A 14623-nucleotide genomic window follows, 5' to 3' on the forward strand; every position below is an offset into this window, starting at 1 on the left:
GATGCGTGACGCCTTAAAGTGAAAGCGACAGACATTTCTAAGATGAGCCAGGCCCCAAAAGTTTCAGTCATAATTCGTAGCCTCAACGAAGAGTTGCACATCGGCAAGTTGCTGATTGGGCTGGAGCAACAGGATTTTCGCGATTTCGAAGTGATTCTAGTGGATTCCGGGTCGAGCGACCGGACAGTCGAGATTGCCAGGAAATTCAACGTCAAGATCGTGGAGATCGCCAAGTCCGAATTTTCCTTCGGTCGATCCCTTAATCTGGGCTGCGCGGCGGCCCGCGGCGAGATACTCCTTGCGGCTAGTGCTCATGTTTATCCAACTCGCCGAAACTGGATCTCCAGAATCATCGAACCATTCTCCGACCCGCAGGTTGTCCTTAGTTACGGACGGCAAGTCGGCAATGATGCGACCAAATTCTCCGAGCACCAGATATTCAAGGCGTGGTTCGGCGAGGAATCCACGAACAGGCAGCGGTCTCATTTCTGCAACAACGCCAACTGTGCGGTCCGGCGGTCCGCCTGGCTCCGGCTCCGGTATGACGAGACCCTGACAGGCCTTGAAGATCTTGCGTGGGCCAAGGAAATGCAGAAGACAGGCGGTCGGCTTGCCTATGTTGCGGACGCTGAAATCGTTCATGTGCATGACGAGACATACGCTGGCATTCGCAACCGCTATCGCCGCGAGGCAATCGCAATGAAGCATATCGAGCCGACGATCCGTTTTGGCGCAGGTGAACTCGTCACCGCTTCAGTGCGAAATATTGCCTCGGACGCAATCGAGGCCTTCCGGCAGGGCCGGCTTTCGCGGGAGGTCGCGAGCATACTGCTTTTCCGGCTCAACCAATTCTGGGGAACGTATGTCGGTCACCGGCAGGGCGGTGAGGTGAGCGAAGCCCTGAAGGAACGGTTTTACTACCCCGCGGCACAATCGAGTTCCTCTAAAGAGGTATCGAAATGCGGCGCCGGACAGGATCGGGCGCTCGAAATCGACTATGCGGCACTGCTTGGCGCCCAAAGCGGCTCGAAGTAGGTAGCCGGATCAAGATCAGACAAACATGTGAGGAACATTCGATGGTTCATCGCCTCGTGGCGCTAATGCCTATGCGACACTCTTCCGAACGGGTAAAGGGCAAGAACTTCCGGCCGTTCGGCGACGGACGGCCGCTTTACCAGCACGTTCTCGACATTCTGGAGCAGTGCCCGCTGATCGACAGGGTGGTCATCGACACCGATTCGCCTGTTATTCGGGAACAATGCGCCGAGCACTATCCGGATGTGATCCTACTGGAACGGCCCGAACACCTGCGCGCGGGCGAAACGCCCATGAATGAAGTTCTGCTGCATGACATTGCCCAGGTGCCGTCGGAGTTCTATCTCCAGACACATTCGACGAACCCCCTGATAACCGTGAAAACGGTGAATACGGCGATTGAGACCTTCTTCCGCAACTACCCAACATATGACAGCCTGTTTTCGGTGACCCGATATCAGACAAGGCTGTGGGATCAGCTTGTTCGGCCGATCAACCACAATCCGGATATACTGCTGCGCACGCAGGACCTGCCGCCTCTCTACGAAGAGAATTCCTGCATCTACATCTTTAACGGCAAGACTCTGCAAGAGAAGAAGAACCGGCTGTCTTCGCGGCCGTACATGTATGAAATGTCGCCCTGGGAGGCGATCGACATAGACGAGGAAATCAATTTCCGTATCGCAGAGGTGGTCTACCGGGAACGCGCCGAAGGACGCCTCGCCCAATGAGCAGCGTTCTAGTTACCTGCGGGCATCTGATACGTCATTTCTCGAAGTTCGCTACCGTATTTGAAGCGCATGGCGTATCCGTCACTATCCCCGAAATCAAGGGACAGCAACTCGGCGCCGAAGAGATGCTTGTCGCGATCCGCGGCCATTCGGTGGTTATCGCTGGCGATGACTTCATAGATCGGGCAACGCTTGTGGCCGGCAAGGCCGATGGCCTGAAGGCGGTCGTGAAGTGGGGGATCGGCACTGACAGCATCGACAAATCGGCGGCGAAGGAACTCGGCATTCCCGTCTACAACACGCCCGGAGTGTTTTCCGAAGAGGTCGCCGATCTCGCCATGGGCTACGTTATCGCCCTGGCGCGCGATTTCCTGCGCATTCACGAGTCGGTCAAAGCCGGCGGGTGGCTCAAGGTCGAGGGTACCACGCTTAGCGGCAAGGTCGCGGGCGTCATTGGGCTTGGCGGTATCGGCCGCGCGGTCTGCCGCCGCCTGAATGCCTGCGGAATGCGTGTGATCGGCTCGGACCCGGCAACGATCAGCGACGACGGTATGCGCGAAGCCTGCGCGACACAGGTGAGTTTTCCGGAACTGCTCGAGCGGTCGGACTTCATCGTCGTTACGTGTGCATTGACCGAGAGCAGCCGCCATCTTCTGAACGCAGATGCGTTCGGTGCGATGAAGGAGGGTGTGAGACTTGTGAATGTAGCACGAGGGCCGATCATCGACGAAGCCGCGCTCGTTCAGGCTCTACGCAGTGGACGCGTATCTTCCGCCGCCCTCGATGTTTTCGAGGATGAGCCGCTTTCGCCGCAAAATTCGCTTCGTGAGTTCGAAAACCTCATCTTTGGCTCGCACAATGGCTCTAACACTGCGGATGCGGTTCACAAGGTGAATTCCCTGACCGTCAACCTCGCACTGGACATCCTCGGATTGAGTGGGCAGGCGCCGCGAATTGAGCCGTTGGTACCAGCGCAATAACCGTCCTTCAATTAGACGGCAGATTTCGCCCACCAAGATATACCCAATAGCGGCCTTCATGCATGGCTGAATTGATATGTGGGGACAGTAGCCAAGTATGAAAATACTTATTTTTACCGACAGTAGAGGTCAACATAAGCCGCGCGGGCAAGACCATGATATGTTTGGCGACATGTTGAAAAAGACGTCGGATTTTGACGTAGAGATGATTTTATGTCCAATGAAATGGACTACCACGCTTGATTTCCTCGAATATATAGAAAGTAGGGAAAAACAATATTACGATAAGATAATACTCCAGACAGGTATTGTCGATTGGTCTCCGCGGCCGCAATCAAATGCTATCAACGATTTGTATAATCGTCGAGAAGAATTGAATGTTGAAAACATTTCTCTGAATACCAGAGATTACAACAAAAAAATTGTAAATAACAAGAAAAAATTATTCGATCGTTTGTTTACTGAAGAGCGTATTGTGAGTCATCTTAACAACCCCTTCGGAACGATTTTCGAGGGGGAGGATACTATAAATATGTATAGTGAAAGAATGCTTGAAGATTGCCTTTTACCAAAACTTATGGACATCGAGAATCTTATTTTTATCAATTCGAATATTTTCGTGCCAGGTTGGGAGGGTGACTTTAAAAGAGGGCGCCCTGCCAATATTAAACTAACAGAAAATTATTCGAGAATAATGCGCGATGCATTAGGCCCGGAACGGGTGGTCGATTTGTTGCGTTGGTCGGAAGAAGAAACGCAATTATATACTTGTGACAACATACATCTCACAAAGTCAGGTAATGAATATATTTACGCAGATATAATGAAAAAGCTCCATGTGCGAAAGCTGGTAAACGGTCGATCTTTGGATCCTCTGCTTTCATATGGAAAGAAAGTAAATGTCAATAAGAGTGCGATGAAAAGAAGTGAAGAGATGAGTACCGATAAATCAATTCAAAGCATCACTGATATTGCAGCATTATTCTCCTCTGATAATAAGCGTCCCATAGAGACGCCTGAGATAATAAATGCATCAAAGAGAGAAAAAATACTTTATTCTGTTGGGAAATCAAGCAAAGATGTCCTGGCTACTCTGATAATTGGTGTGCGCATAGAAGGGATTGGCGATAAACGTCACGATAATCTCTTTAGGTTGTTGAATTGGATTGCGCATTTTTATGGAAGTCTTTTTGACGTCTTGATAGTTGAGCAAGATGAGGCGCCGAGATTAAATGAGAAGGATTTTGTAAAATACGAGAACGTTCGGTATCGGTTCTTATACAATCCGATGGCTTATAATCGAGGTTGGGGATATAATGTAGCTGTTCGACACTATACTAAAGAAGAAATTGTTGCTTGTCTTGATACTGACGTTTTAGTTGGCCGTAATTTTGTTCGTGAAATTATGGATTGTTTCAGTAGGTTTGATGTTATCTCTCCATACTTAAACGTTTATTATAGTGATGAAGAGGAGGCGGAAAAAATCGTTGCTGAATATGAATTGTTGCATGCCAGGGATGAATCAAAGGTATTTAGGCCGACGACTATTTGTGGCGGAATAGTGATATTTAAGAGAAATGTTTTTGAACGGCTTGCAGGATTTGAGCAATACACTGAGTATGCCGGGGAAGATCGTGCGCTTGATGTAACGATTTTAAATCATTGCGATAAGGAGCGCATAAGGATTGCCCCATATACGTACGTTCATCTTTATCACCCGCCCGCTCACAGAAACAAGTCCAAATCCCAGGAATTACTGAAGCACTTACGCCATAGTTATGGATGCACATATGATCCTGTGCTTGGCAAGAATGACTTCATTCACGAGAGTTGTAGCCATGTGCCAGAAATTGTAACTCTGAGTAATCTTATCCAGAGAAGAAAAACATATGGCCTGGTGGATTTATATTCATGCGGCAAACCTCTGACGATAAATGGCTTGTTTGTAGAGGACGAAGAAGAGAAAAACGATAATAGTGAGGTGAGTCGCGTGGAAAATCGCGATTTGGCGAATTACCGTACTAAAGAGCTATATAAGGCCGCGGATCCTGATCGCGAGGAAATTTCTGCGTTCTTCAATGCATATAAGGGAAAGAGATGTTTTATCATCGGTAACGGGCCGTCGCTGAACAAGCACGATTTAAGTTTACTCGAAAACGAATATACGTTTGGTGTAAATTCCATATATTACAAAACAAGGGAGACGGGATTCGTCCCGACTTTTTTTGTTGTCGAAGACAATGCAGTGATGAAGGAGAATATTGAAGAGATACGAAACTACGAAGCGCCATTTAAATTTTTTCCGACAATCTATCGTTCACTTCATCCAAAGACGCAGAATACATTTTTTTTCCGGATGAATCGCGGTTTTTACGAAATAAGTAGTCCGAATTACTGCATCCCGCGCTTTTCGACGGATGCGTCGGAGGTGTTGTATTGTGGGCAATCCGTGACTTACATAAATCTTCAACTTGCATTTTTTATGGGCTTTGAGGAAGTATATTTGATTGGAATGGATTTTGATTATGAAATCCCGCCAGAGCATGGCAGACGGGGTGATTTGATTATCTCCACGACTGATGATCCGAATCATTTTCATAAAGACTATTTTGGAAAGGGAAAGACATGGAAAGATCCGAAGCTGGACCGCGTCGGCTTAAATTATCGGCAGGCGAAGTTGTCCTATGAGGCTGCCGGCAGAAAAATATATAATGCTACCATTGGCGGAAAATTGGAGATATTTGATCGTGCTGACTATGGAATGCTTTTTGAAGGTGGGGCGAGTGAAAAGGCTTCCATAGGGCGATCCAGCCTGGTCGACTGCTCAGATGAGGTGGTTGAGGATTGCGTCGGGCCTGCGGCGGCTCGATTCGAGAGACCGTCAGTTACATCAAGAAGCGACAGGAACACTGATAAGTTTCCGACCGCCACGGCTTCGAAAAACGAAGAGGCATTTCCTACCTTTTCCCTGATCATTGGGGCTTTGAATTTTGGACGTCTGTGGATCTCAAAGCGCATTCTCGGCTGGGGTGGCGTTTGGCTTTTGAGCTTCGCAGGCCTCGTCGCAGGTTATTTCATGTATCCGGAACTGCGCTTTCCTTGGGGCGCGGTGGCGGCATCCGTCTTTGCCGGATGGAGTGTGCTGTTCCTGGCCGTGGCGCATGCCCAGTATCTCGGGAACCGCAATCGACGGGAAAGGCGCATTGCCATTAACGACCTCCGTGAAACGGTGAAGGGACAGCAGCGGGATATCGACCGACTTTCACGGGCGTTGGACAAGGCCAAGGGGGAAATCGCGGATTTGGTCAAAGGGGATGACGCCAAGCAAGTCGTTTCCGACTTGAGCCGTCAGATCGAACTATCAAGGTTGGGTTCCGAGGATTTTGCCAGGAAGCGGATCGATGCCGCCGTTGAAGAGTTGAAGAGGCGGATTGCGGAAGTCGAAGGGCGCGACCTCGAAGACGATTTCGAAAAGATCGCCGCGGAATTGAGTGAGCGAATTGACCTTGTGGAAGGACGTTTCGCGGAAGTCGCAGATATGAAGATCGAAGCGAGTCTGAAGGGCCTCGAAAGCCGGATCGCTGAGATCGAACGCACCGACATCACCGCTCGGTTTGAGAGTGACCTGACCGAACTGCGGCAGCGGATTGCGGAAGCCGGGAAGAATGCTGCCGAATCTGCGATAGCGCGAGTGGAGGAAATTGCTGGCGATCTGCGTAAGCGGATTTCGACCTCCAGCGCGCAAAGCATGGAATCCGTGAAAATGTTGAACGATGCGTTCGAGCGGCTCGACGCCGTGGTGAAGCGCGAAGTTGAATATATGAATCGGTCGATGCAACTTGCCTTGGGCGGTGGGGACGCAGGAAAGGCAACCGATCCGGCTCTCGGGCCGGATGGATGGGTGAAACGTGCGATCGATAAAACGGATGCGGAACTGAACAAGGCGACCAAACGCTTAGACGAGCAGATTGCGATGGTGGCCAAAGACATCAAGAGTAACGCTGATGTTCAAAATAGGAGATTCTCTCTTTTGTCCGGGGCGAACTCCGCCAGTACGAATGGGCATCTAAGATATCTGAACGACACCGATATCAAGCGGATCATGGAATTCTGGATTCCGACTTTCGGGCTTTCGCGAAACCGGAAGGCGCTCAGTTACATTGCCAACAAGATCTGTAATGTCGAACAGGCCTGCGACGGGCGGCTTGCTACAACCATCCAGGCTGCGATGCTGCGCACGCTTGCGTTGCGATCCATAGGCAAGAGGAGTATCGAAGTTCTGGAGATAGGCACCCTGTTCGGGATAGGTGCCGCCGCACTATATAAAACGGCCGAGTTTGGCACACGCGTTTCGCTCACGCTGATCGACCCGCTCGAAGGCTATTACAATGCCGGTGCCGATCCCGCGACAGGCTTGCCGGTAAACCGGGATGTGCTTGAAGGCAATCTGTCGGCCCTTTCAATTCCTGAAAGCGACTACAGGATTATCCAACATTATAGCGATAGCGAAGAGGCCATAGAGAAAGCTGGCGACAGATCGTATGACTTCGTCCTTATCGACGGCGACCATAGCCTTGCCGGTGTGACGAGAGACTTCGAGCTTTACGGAGATATGGTACGGCCTGGAGGTTTGCTCGTATTCGACGACTACGACACGACCGACTGGCCGGCGATCAAGCCTTTCGTGGATGATGTCGTGCGCGCGGACGAACGCTGGCAGTGGATCGGCGGCGAATGGCGGACCGGCATTCTCCGACGCGTTTCTTACTCGCAAGATCGGGAAGCTGAGCCAAGAACTGCCGATGGCCCTCTGGACGGGCGGACCGGAAAATCCAGGAAGGCGAGATGAAAGTGGCAGCACCAACGTCTTCCGCCCGTGGAGTTATGGATGTGGAGCACGCCTCAGGTCCTGATTATGCAAGCGCGCCGAACTGTATCGTCTTCTTCGGCCATCATAAATGCGCGTCCCGCCTATTCAGAGCTGAAATCTTCACCCGCATTGCGAGGAAGCTCGGTGCCCGCGTGAGAAGCTACAAAATCAAGCAAGCGCCATTCAGGTTCGGTTTGAATTTGGATGACCTTGACCTTCAGAATATCGACTTTGCGAATATCGGCCGTGACGGCAGTGATGTCATTATGTTCTCGAATTCCACCGTTAGATCCCTCGCCCGGATCAAGTCGGAGACGGATAATTGGAAGGGGGTCAGAATAATCCGTGATCCGCGACAGGTGCTTGTCTCCGATTATTTTCACCACAAGGTAGGCCACAAAATTGAAGGCACCGGTTGGGTCTGGGAGCAACTGAAGCAGGATAAGCCTGTGCTGCTCAACGCTTCCAAGGAAGACGGCATCCTGCACGAACTTGACAACATAAGCCGTGTGGTTATCGAGGATCAGGTGCTTGGAGAATTCGATGATGAGCGGATCCTAAACATCAAGCCCGAAGATTTCTCGCGCGACCCGCATGAATATCTGCAACGGATTTTCAAATTTCTCGGTATTCCTGAAGTGGAGGGCATCGATCTTTCCAGGACCTTCGCCAATTCGGAAAGCGGACCGTGGCAGGAACATTTCACGGACAGAATTCGGGAGATCTTCAAGACGCGTTATGGCCGCGCGCTGATCGACATTGGCTATGAAAGAGACCTGAATTGGTAAGCCAAGGCAAGGTTTGAGTGCATATAAATCCCGGAGCAATGTCCTCTTTCGGGACGGTGAAGGCGGTGACCTGCTCCCTGATTGTCCGCGATTTTGAGTTCGTTCTGTTCGCGGTTTGTGCTGCGCTCCATGTGGTCCAGGCTCATTGTAATTCCTGCGCCAATCCTCTTCCTTAGTCGCAAGCTCAATTCGTTCGAGATCCGCTTTATTTTCTTCAGATTGATCATCCAGCCCTCCCGGCGCGGCAAAACACGCACGCACCGGTATCCGAACCGAACATGGGTCTGACAGAATTCTTTGATCTGCTGTTCCAAACCGGCGCACGACCGGATCGACCAGCTGGCCCGCTTCATCGGCAAAGTGCGGACCGGGATCGGTGCGCTGGTCGCCGAGGCGCTTCGGGAGGACCCGCGGTCGAATGCCGTGAGGGTCGTCACCGCGCTCGCCGATTTCATGGTCTGGCGCACCCTCCGGAGTGCCGGCACCGACGCTCGCGGTCGCAGGGAACTGATGGTCGCGATCGTCGAAGCGGCCCTTCGGCAGGATGAGACCGGACCTAGCGAGTAGTCCCGCGAGCGGACCAGCCTGTCCCGATTTGTTAGAGGTCGCGCGGTTGCAACGGATCGGAAAGCGCTTCAGCGGGCTGGTTCAGTTGCAGCTGCATCGCCTCGACTTCCCGCCGGTGTTCGTGCATGCGCAGGAAGATTGCGTAATCGCGATCGTAGGCCGGTCGTGCGGCCATATCCGGTTCGATGACCCGATGGGGCCGCTGCATGGCGCGGCAGGCTTCTGGCAGGTTTGCGTACAGGCCGCAAGCGGTCGCCGCCGCCATGGCCGTTCCGGCGAGCACTGCGTCCTCCGTCTCGCTCTGATGGACCGTGAGCCCCGTCGCGTCGGCATAAAGCGCGGTGATCAGCGGATTGCGCGTATGTCCGCCGGCGATATGCAGCGTATCGATCCCGCTGCCGTTCGCCGCCAGGTGGTCGAGGATATGCCGCAGTCCGAGCGCGATCGCGACGGCGGTCCGCCAATAGAGCCGGCACAGTCCGTCGAAGGATGAATCCAGCGCGAGTCCGCTGATGACGCCGCGCGCCTGAGGCTCGGCGAAGGGAGAGCGGTTGCCGTGAAAATCGGGCAGGACATGAAGGCTTTCGCCCAGGTCGGCATGCGGATCGGCCCGCATTTTCGCGATGCGCTCCGCAAGGCGGCGATGGGTGGCTGCGTCCGGCTCCAGTCCGCCGCCATGGATGCGGATGACATGGTCGAGCAGGGCGCCGGTCGCCGACTGGCCGGCTTCGAATAGCCATTGGCCGGGCAATGCCGCGCCGAAATAGGGGCCCCAGACGCCGGCAAGATGCCGTGGCGACGGGGAGAAGCCCATCAGGCAGCTCGATGTTCCGGCAATCAGGGCAAGCTGGCTGTAGAGCCTGTCGTCGTCACGGCCGCCAATGACGCCAAGGGCACCGGCGAAGGCATCTATGAGGCCGCTTGCCACCCTGCAGGCCTCGGTCAGGCCAAGGTCTTCGGCAGCCTTCGCGGTCAGCGTTCCGACAGGCGCGCCGACCGGTATCGCCTCGTCCGGCAGGCCGCCTTGCGCGAGCATGTCATCCAGGCCAAGTCCGCGAAAGAAGTCGTGTTGCCAGCCCCCGTCATGGGCAAGATAGGTCCATTTGCTCGTCAGCGTGCATTGCGAACGGGCGGTCGAGCCGGTCGCCCTGAAGGTCAGGTAATCGGCAAGATCGAAGAAATGCCGCGCCGCACGCCAGCTTTCCGGCCGATTGCGCTTCAGCCACAGCAGCTTCGGCGTCTGCATTTCCGGCGACATGACGCCGCCGATATAGTCGAGCACCCGATGGCCGGTTGCCGTGCATTCCTCGGCTTCGCCGATTGCCCGATGGTCGAACCAGGCGATGGTGTCGAACCGGTCGCCGCCCGAGGCGGAAATGCCGATGCCGGAGAGGTTTTCGCCGCGCACCACCAGCGAGCAGGTCGCGTCGAAGCCGATGCCGGCGATGGCGCCCGCCGAAAGGCCGGTCTCCGCGCGCGCCGCCTTGACGGCAGCGCAGACCGCCCGCCAGATTTCCTCGGAATCGTATTCCCCGTGGCCGGCTTCGGGCTGGTAGGCCGTTATGGGATGGACCGCGCGGGAAAGCAGTTGGCCCCGGTCATCGAAAATGCCTGCGCGTGCGCTCGCTGTTCCAACGTCAACCGCACAGACATAGGCACGCGCCATGGAGGTTTCTGCAATCAGGCCGTCGAGGCGATGAGACGTGGCAGGTCGCGCATGTCGGAAAATATCCGGTCGGGACCAAGGGTGCTGACCGTAGCGCCAAGACCGCTTGGCCCGGCATGCGAACCGCCGGTGAAAGCGAAGACGGACATGCCGGCGCGCTGGGCCGCCTCGATGCCTGCCGGACTGTCCTCGATCACAAGGCAGTCGCGCGGATCCGCGCCCATCGAACGGGCGGCGAGCAGGAAGAGATCAGGGGCCGGTTTTCCGTTTTCCACCATGCTTGCACTGTATATGTGCGGTTCGAAGCATTCCAGTAGTCCCGTAACGGAGAGGGACAGGCGGATGCGCTCCGGCTGGCTGGAAGAAGCAACGCAAAAGGCCGGACCGATCGTCTCAAGCACCTGCCTTATACCGGGTATCGGCCTCAATTCCGTCCGGAACCGCTCATAGAGGCGGGCGCGCATCGCCTCCAGATGCGCTTCGGTAACGGCAAGGCCGTAATCTTCCGCCATGATCCGGGCCATTGTCGCCAGGGACCGCCCGAGAAACCGGCGGTAGGCGGTTTCCGCGGTCATCGGCACGCCGGCCTCGTTGATCACCTCGATCAGCACCGCGATCGAGATCGGCTCGCTGTCGACGAGCACGCCGTCGCAATCGAAGATCAGGAGGCGGGGCGGGCGGAGGGCCATGCTTTCAAAGCGTCCCGTCGAGATATCGCTTCAATGTCGCCTCGGTTCCCTGCGCCCAGAGCCTCTTCAGCGCATGGGCGAACGCTGCCGCGAAAGGCTCGGATTTGCCGACATCGCCATAGATGTCCTCCATGGCAAGCCAGGCGGCGGGATCGTTGCGGGCGTTCGAGGCGACGTCCTGCAGCCGGTCCCAACCGGGATCGTTGGGGGCGATGATAGCGCCGCTGTCGCTCACGCCGAAGCAGTAACGGCACCAGAGCGCGGATTCCAGAGCGAGGCCATCGATGCTCCCGCCCCCGGCCAGGCGGTCGGCAATTGTCGGAATGATGAATTTCGGCTGCCGGTTCGAACCGTCGAGGCAGAGGCGGCGGACGGTATCGCCGATCTTCGGATTGGCGAAGCGCCGCTCGATCAGCGCGAAATAGTCATCGAGGTCGGTGTCGGGAACGGGCGGCACGGTGGGGATGATTTCTTCCTGCTCGACCTTTCGCAGGAACGCGCGCACGAGCGGATTTTCCATCGCTTCATGCACGAAATGGATGTCCATGAGGCCCGCCGGATAGGCGATGACCGCATGGCCGCCGTTCAGGATGCGGATCTTCATGAATTCGAAGGGTGTGACGTCCTCGACGAATTGCACACCGACCCGCTCCAGCGCCGGCCTGCCCGCCGGAAAATTGTCTTCAAGCACCCACTGCTTGAAGCCTTCGCAGAAGACCGGCCATTTGTCCTCGATACCGAATTCCTCCGCCAGGATTTCCCGCTCCCTCTCGCCGGTGGCCGGCGTGATGCGGTCCACCATGCCGTTTGGAAACGCTACGTCGGTCTCGATCCAGCGCGCAAGATCTTCGTCGCTCAGTCTGGCCAGCCCGACAATCGCCTCGCGCGTTACCTTGCCGTTGTGGGGAAGATTGTCGCAGGACATGACGGTGAACGGCGGCGTGCCCTTGGCGCGGCGCCTCGCAAGGCCCGCCACGATCAGGCCGAAGACCGTCTTCGGGTTGGCGGGATTTGCGGCATCGGCGGCAATTGCGGGGCTGTTCGGATCGAACTTGCCCGAGGACGAGTCGATGAAATAGCCGCCTTCGGTGATGGTCATCGAGACGATGCGGATCGCCGGGTCGGCCAGCCTGTCGATGATCGCGCCCCGGTCTTCCGGGCTCAGGTAGTCGATCATCGCCCCGGTGATCCGGGCGGCGCTATGTTCCGCTTCCTGCTCCACCACGGTCGTCAGGAAATTCTGCGCCGCCAGTACGTTGCGCATCGCCTCGTCGGAAGCGAGCACGCCGGCTCCGATCAGGGCGAAGTCGTGCCCGGCACCCAGATTGAACAGGTCGTCCAGGTAGACGGCCTGGTGGGCGCGGTGGAAGTTTCCGACGCCGAAATGCAGAATGCCGCCGGTGAGCTTCGACCGGTCGTAGGAGGGCACGGCGGCGCTTGAGCCCAGCGTCTGGAGGTTCTCTGCGGAGAGCCTGGTCGTCATGGTTTTTCGTCCTGGTCTGCAAGCGGATGGCGTTTCAGCTCATCCAGTTGCCGCCATCCACATTGTAGGTCTGGGCGAGGATGTAGTCGGCCTCCGAGGTGGCGAGAAAGATCGCCATGCCCGTCAGGTCCTCGGCCGTTCCCATGCGCCCGAAGGGCACGGCCTCGCCGACGAGGCGCTTCTTTTCGCCGAGCGGGCGGTTTTCGTATCGGGCAAACAGCGCGTCGACGCCGTCCCAGTGTTCGCCATCGACCACGCCGGGGGCGATGGCGTTGACGTTGATGCCATGCTTGATGAGATCGAGGCCGGCGGACTGGGTCAGGCTGATGACTGCCGCTTTCGAGGCGCAGTAGACGCCGACGAGCGGTTCGCCGCGGCGGCCGGCCTGGCTCGCCATGTTGATGATCTTGCCGCCCTTGCCGCGCTTGATCATTGAGCGCGCCACCGCCTGCAGCGTGAACAGCGTGCCGGCGACGTTGATCGCGAACACGCGCTCGTAGCTTTGCCGGCTGATCTCGACGATCGGCGCCAGATCGAAGATTGCGGCATTGTTGATCAGGATATCGATACCGCCGAAGGCGTCTTCCACCGCTTGCACGGCTTTCTCGATCGAGGCCCGGCTGGTCACGTCCATCTCGACGGCAATTGCGGCTTCGCCGATTTCGGCGGCCGCGCGGCTGGCGCGCGCAAGATCGATGTCGCCGATCGCGACCCCGGCGCCTTCCCGCACATAGGCTTCGGCGAAGGCGCGGCCGATGCCGCGCGCCGCGCCCGTGATCAGGGCCGATTTGCCTTCAAGCCTGCCCATCACAAGGCCTTTCCATCCGCGTCGAAGCGATGGATCTTGCCGTCTTCCGGAGTGAGGTAGACCGTGTCGCCATGGCGAACGGAAAACTCGCCGCCGACCCGCGCCGTCACATTGCCGACGCCCTCGGTGGAGATGTGCAGGAAGGTGTCGGATCCCAGATGCTCGGCGACGCCGACGGTGCCCTTCCAAAGGCCCTCGGAGGTCGACAGCGCGATATGCTCCGGCCGCACGCCGATCGTTGCCGCGTCATGGCCCTTCGCCGTCGCGCCGTTGATGAAGTTCATCTTCGGCGAGCCGATGAAACCGGCGACGAACAGGTTCTTCGGATTGCGGTAGAGTTCCAGCGGCGAGCCGACCTGCTCGATGCGCCCGGCGTTCAGCACCACGATCTTGTCCGCCATGGTCATGGCTTCCACCTGGTCGTGGGTCACGTAGATCATGGTCGTGGCGAGTTGCTGGTGCAGTTCGCTGATTTCCAGCCGCATGTTGACGCGCAGCGCGGCGTCGAGGTTCGACAGCGGCTCGTCGAACAGGAACGCGGTCGGCTCGCGCACGATCGCGCGGCCGATCGCGACGCGCTGGCGCTGGCCGCCCGAAAGCTGGCGCGGCTTGCGGTCCAGATAGTCGGTCAGGTTCAGCACGCGCGCGGCGTCGCCGACCTTCTTGTCGATGACCGCCTTGTCCTCGCCTGCCATTTTCAGCGGAAAGGCGATGTTTCCGCGCACGCTCATATGCGGATAGAGCGCGTAGGACTGGAACACCATCGCCAGGCGGCGCTTGGCCGGCGGCGTGTCGGTGACCTCGTTGCCGTCGATCAGGATGCGGCCGCCGGAGACGTCCTCCAGACCGGCGATCAGCCGCAGGAGCGTGGACTTGCCGCACCCCGACGGGCCGACGAAGACCACGAATTCGCCGTCCTCGATGTCGAGGTCGAGGGAAGGGATGACCGTCGCTTCGCCGAAGGACTTGCTGACGTTTTCGAGACGAATGCTGCCCATCTTTGTTG

The 14623-nt window shown here is 56.5% G+C and carries 11 protein-coding genes; 6 read left to right on the forward strand and 5 right to left on the reverse strand.

Going from position 1 to position 14623, the window contains the following annotated elements:
• Positions 1-42: 42 nt before the first annotated feature.
• The 6 genes from H2509_RS13060 to H2509_RS13085 all read left to right on the forward strand — a co-directional run bounded on the left by H2509_RS13060 (position 43) and on the right by H2509_RS13085 (position 8971).
• A complete protein-coding gene (locus tag H2509_RS13060) occupies positions 43-1035 on the forward strand; it encodes a glycosyltransferase (protein WP_182166049.1) in 993 nt (330 codons plus the stop codon).
• Positions 1036-1076: 41 nt separating this feature from the next.
• Positions 1077-1766 carry an acylneuraminate cytidylyltransferase family protein gene (locus tag H2509_RS13065; RefSeq protein WP_182166051.1) on the forward strand — a complete coding sequence of 230 codons (690 nt, stop codon included), beginning with the start codon at positions 1077-1079 and terminating at the stop codon, positions 1764-1766.
• Positions 1763-2746: a phosphoglycerate dehydrogenase gene (locus H2509_RS13070; protein ID WP_182166053.1), complete on the forward strand. Its 984-nt coding sequence runs from the start codon at positions 1763-1765 to the stop codon at positions 2744-2746. Before H2509_RS13065 ends, H2509_RS13070 begins: the two co-directional genes overlap by 4 nt.
• Before the next feature lie 97 nt (positions 2747-2843).
• Positions 2844-7595: a 6-hydroxymethylpterin diphosphokinase MptE-like protein gene (locus tag H2509_RS13075; RefSeq protein ID WP_182166055.1), complete on the forward strand. Its 4752-nt coding sequence runs from the start codon at positions 2844-2846 to the stop codon at positions 7593-7595.
• Positions 7592-8404, forward strand: coding sequence for a sulfotransferase domain-containing protein (locus tag H2509_RS13080; protein WP_182166057.1), 813 nt, complete (start codon positions 7592-7594; stop codon positions 8402-8404). The genes H2509_RS13075 and H2509_RS13080 overlap by 4 nt, the downstream gene beginning before the upstream one ends.
• 297 nt (positions 8405-8701) lie before the next feature.
• On the forward strand, positions 8702-8971 hold the full coding sequence (locus H2509_RS13085; protein ID WP_182166059.1) for a hypothetical protein: 270 nt from the start codon (positions 8702-8704) through the stop codon (positions 8969-8971).
• Positions 8972-9002: 31 nt separating this feature from the next.
• On the opposite strand, the gene H2509_RS13090 is transcribed toward H2509_RS13085, so the two are convergent.
• The 5 genes from H2509_RS13090 to H2509_RS13110 are packed head-to-tail and all read right to left on the reverse strand — an operon-like array spanning position 9003 to position 14615.
• A complete protein-coding gene (locus H2509_RS13090; protein ID WP_182166061.1) occupies positions 9003-10637 on the reverse strand; it encodes an FGGY-family carbohydrate kinase in 1635 nt (544 codons plus the stop codon).
• Positions 10638-10651: 14 nt separating this feature from the next.
• On the reverse strand, positions 10652-11326 hold the full coding sequence (locus H2509_RS13095) for an HAD family hydrolase (RefSeq protein ID WP_182166063.1): 675 nt from the start codon (positions 11324-11326) through the stop codon (positions 10652-10654).
• Positions 11327-11330: 4 nt separating this feature from the next.
• Positions 11331-12809 (reverse strand): mannitol dehydrogenase family protein, encoded by a 1479-nt coding sequence (locus H2509_RS13100; RefSeq protein ID WP_182166065.1) that lies wholly within the window; start codon positions 12807-12809, stop codon positions 11331-11333.
• Between the two features lie 34 nt (positions 12810-12843).
• Entirely contained in the window at positions 12844-13617 is a 774-nt protein-coding gene (locus H2509_RS13105) for an L-iditol 2-dehydrogenase (protein WP_182166067.1), read from the reverse strand.
• Complete coding sequence (locus tag H2509_RS13110) at positions 13617-14615, reverse strand: ABC transporter ATP-binding protein (RefSeq protein ID WP_182166069.1); 999 nt, start codon at positions 14613-14615, stop codon at positions 13617-13619. Before H2509_RS13110 ends, H2509_RS13105 begins: the two co-directional genes overlap by 1 nt.
• Positions 14616-14623 lie beyond the last annotated feature (8 nt).

Source organism: Stappia albiluteola, assembly GCF_014050225.1.
In the GTDB taxonomy this organism is placed as follows: domain Bacteria; phylum Pseudomonadota; class Alphaproteobacteria; order Rhizobiales; family Stappiaceae; genus Hongsoonwoonella; species Hongsoonwoonella albiluteola.

Excerpts from the sequence above, each read along its gene's own strand:
- H2509_RS13060 (WP_182166049.1), top strand. The coding sequence starts at position 43 with ATGAGCCAGGCCCCAAAAGTTTCAGTCATAATTCGTAGCCTCAACGAA.
- H2509_RS13065 (WP_182166051.1), top strand. The coding sequence starts at position 1,077 with ATGGTTCATCGCCTCGTGGCGCTAATGCCTATGCGACACTCTTCCGAA.
- H2509_RS13070 (WP_182166053.1), top strand. The coding sequence starts at position 1,763 with ATGAGCAGCGTTCTAGTTACCTGCGGGCATCTGATACGTCATTTCTCG.
- H2509_RS13075 (WP_182166055.1), top strand. The coding sequence starts at position 2,844 with ATGAAAATACTTATTTTTACCGACAGTAGAGGTCAACATAAGCCGCGC.
- H2509_RS13080 (WP_182166057.1), top strand. The coding sequence starts at position 7,592 with ATGAAAGTGGCAGCACCAACGTCTTCCGCCCGTGGAGTTATGGATGTG.
- H2509_RS13090 (WP_182166061.1), bottom strand. The coding sequence starts at position 10,637 with ATGGCGCGTGCCTATGTCTGTGCGGTTGACGTTGGAACAGCGAGCGCA.
- H2509_RS13095 (WP_182166063.1), bottom strand. The coding sequence starts at position 11,326 with ATGGCCCTCCGCCCGCCCCGCCTCCTGATCTTCGATTGCGACGGCGTG.
- H2509_RS13100 (WP_182166065.1), bottom strand. The coding sequence starts at position 12,809 with ATGACGACCAGGCTCTCCGCAGAGAACCTCCAGACGCTGGGCTCAAGC.
- H2509_RS13105 (WP_182166067.1), bottom strand. The coding sequence starts at position 13,617 with ATGGGCAGGCTTGAAGGCAAATCGGCCCTGATCACGGGCGCGGCGCGC.
- H2509_RS13110 (WP_182166069.1), bottom strand. The coding sequence starts at position 14,615 with ATGGGCAGCATTCGTCTCGAAAACGTCAGCAAGTCCTTCGGCGAAGCG.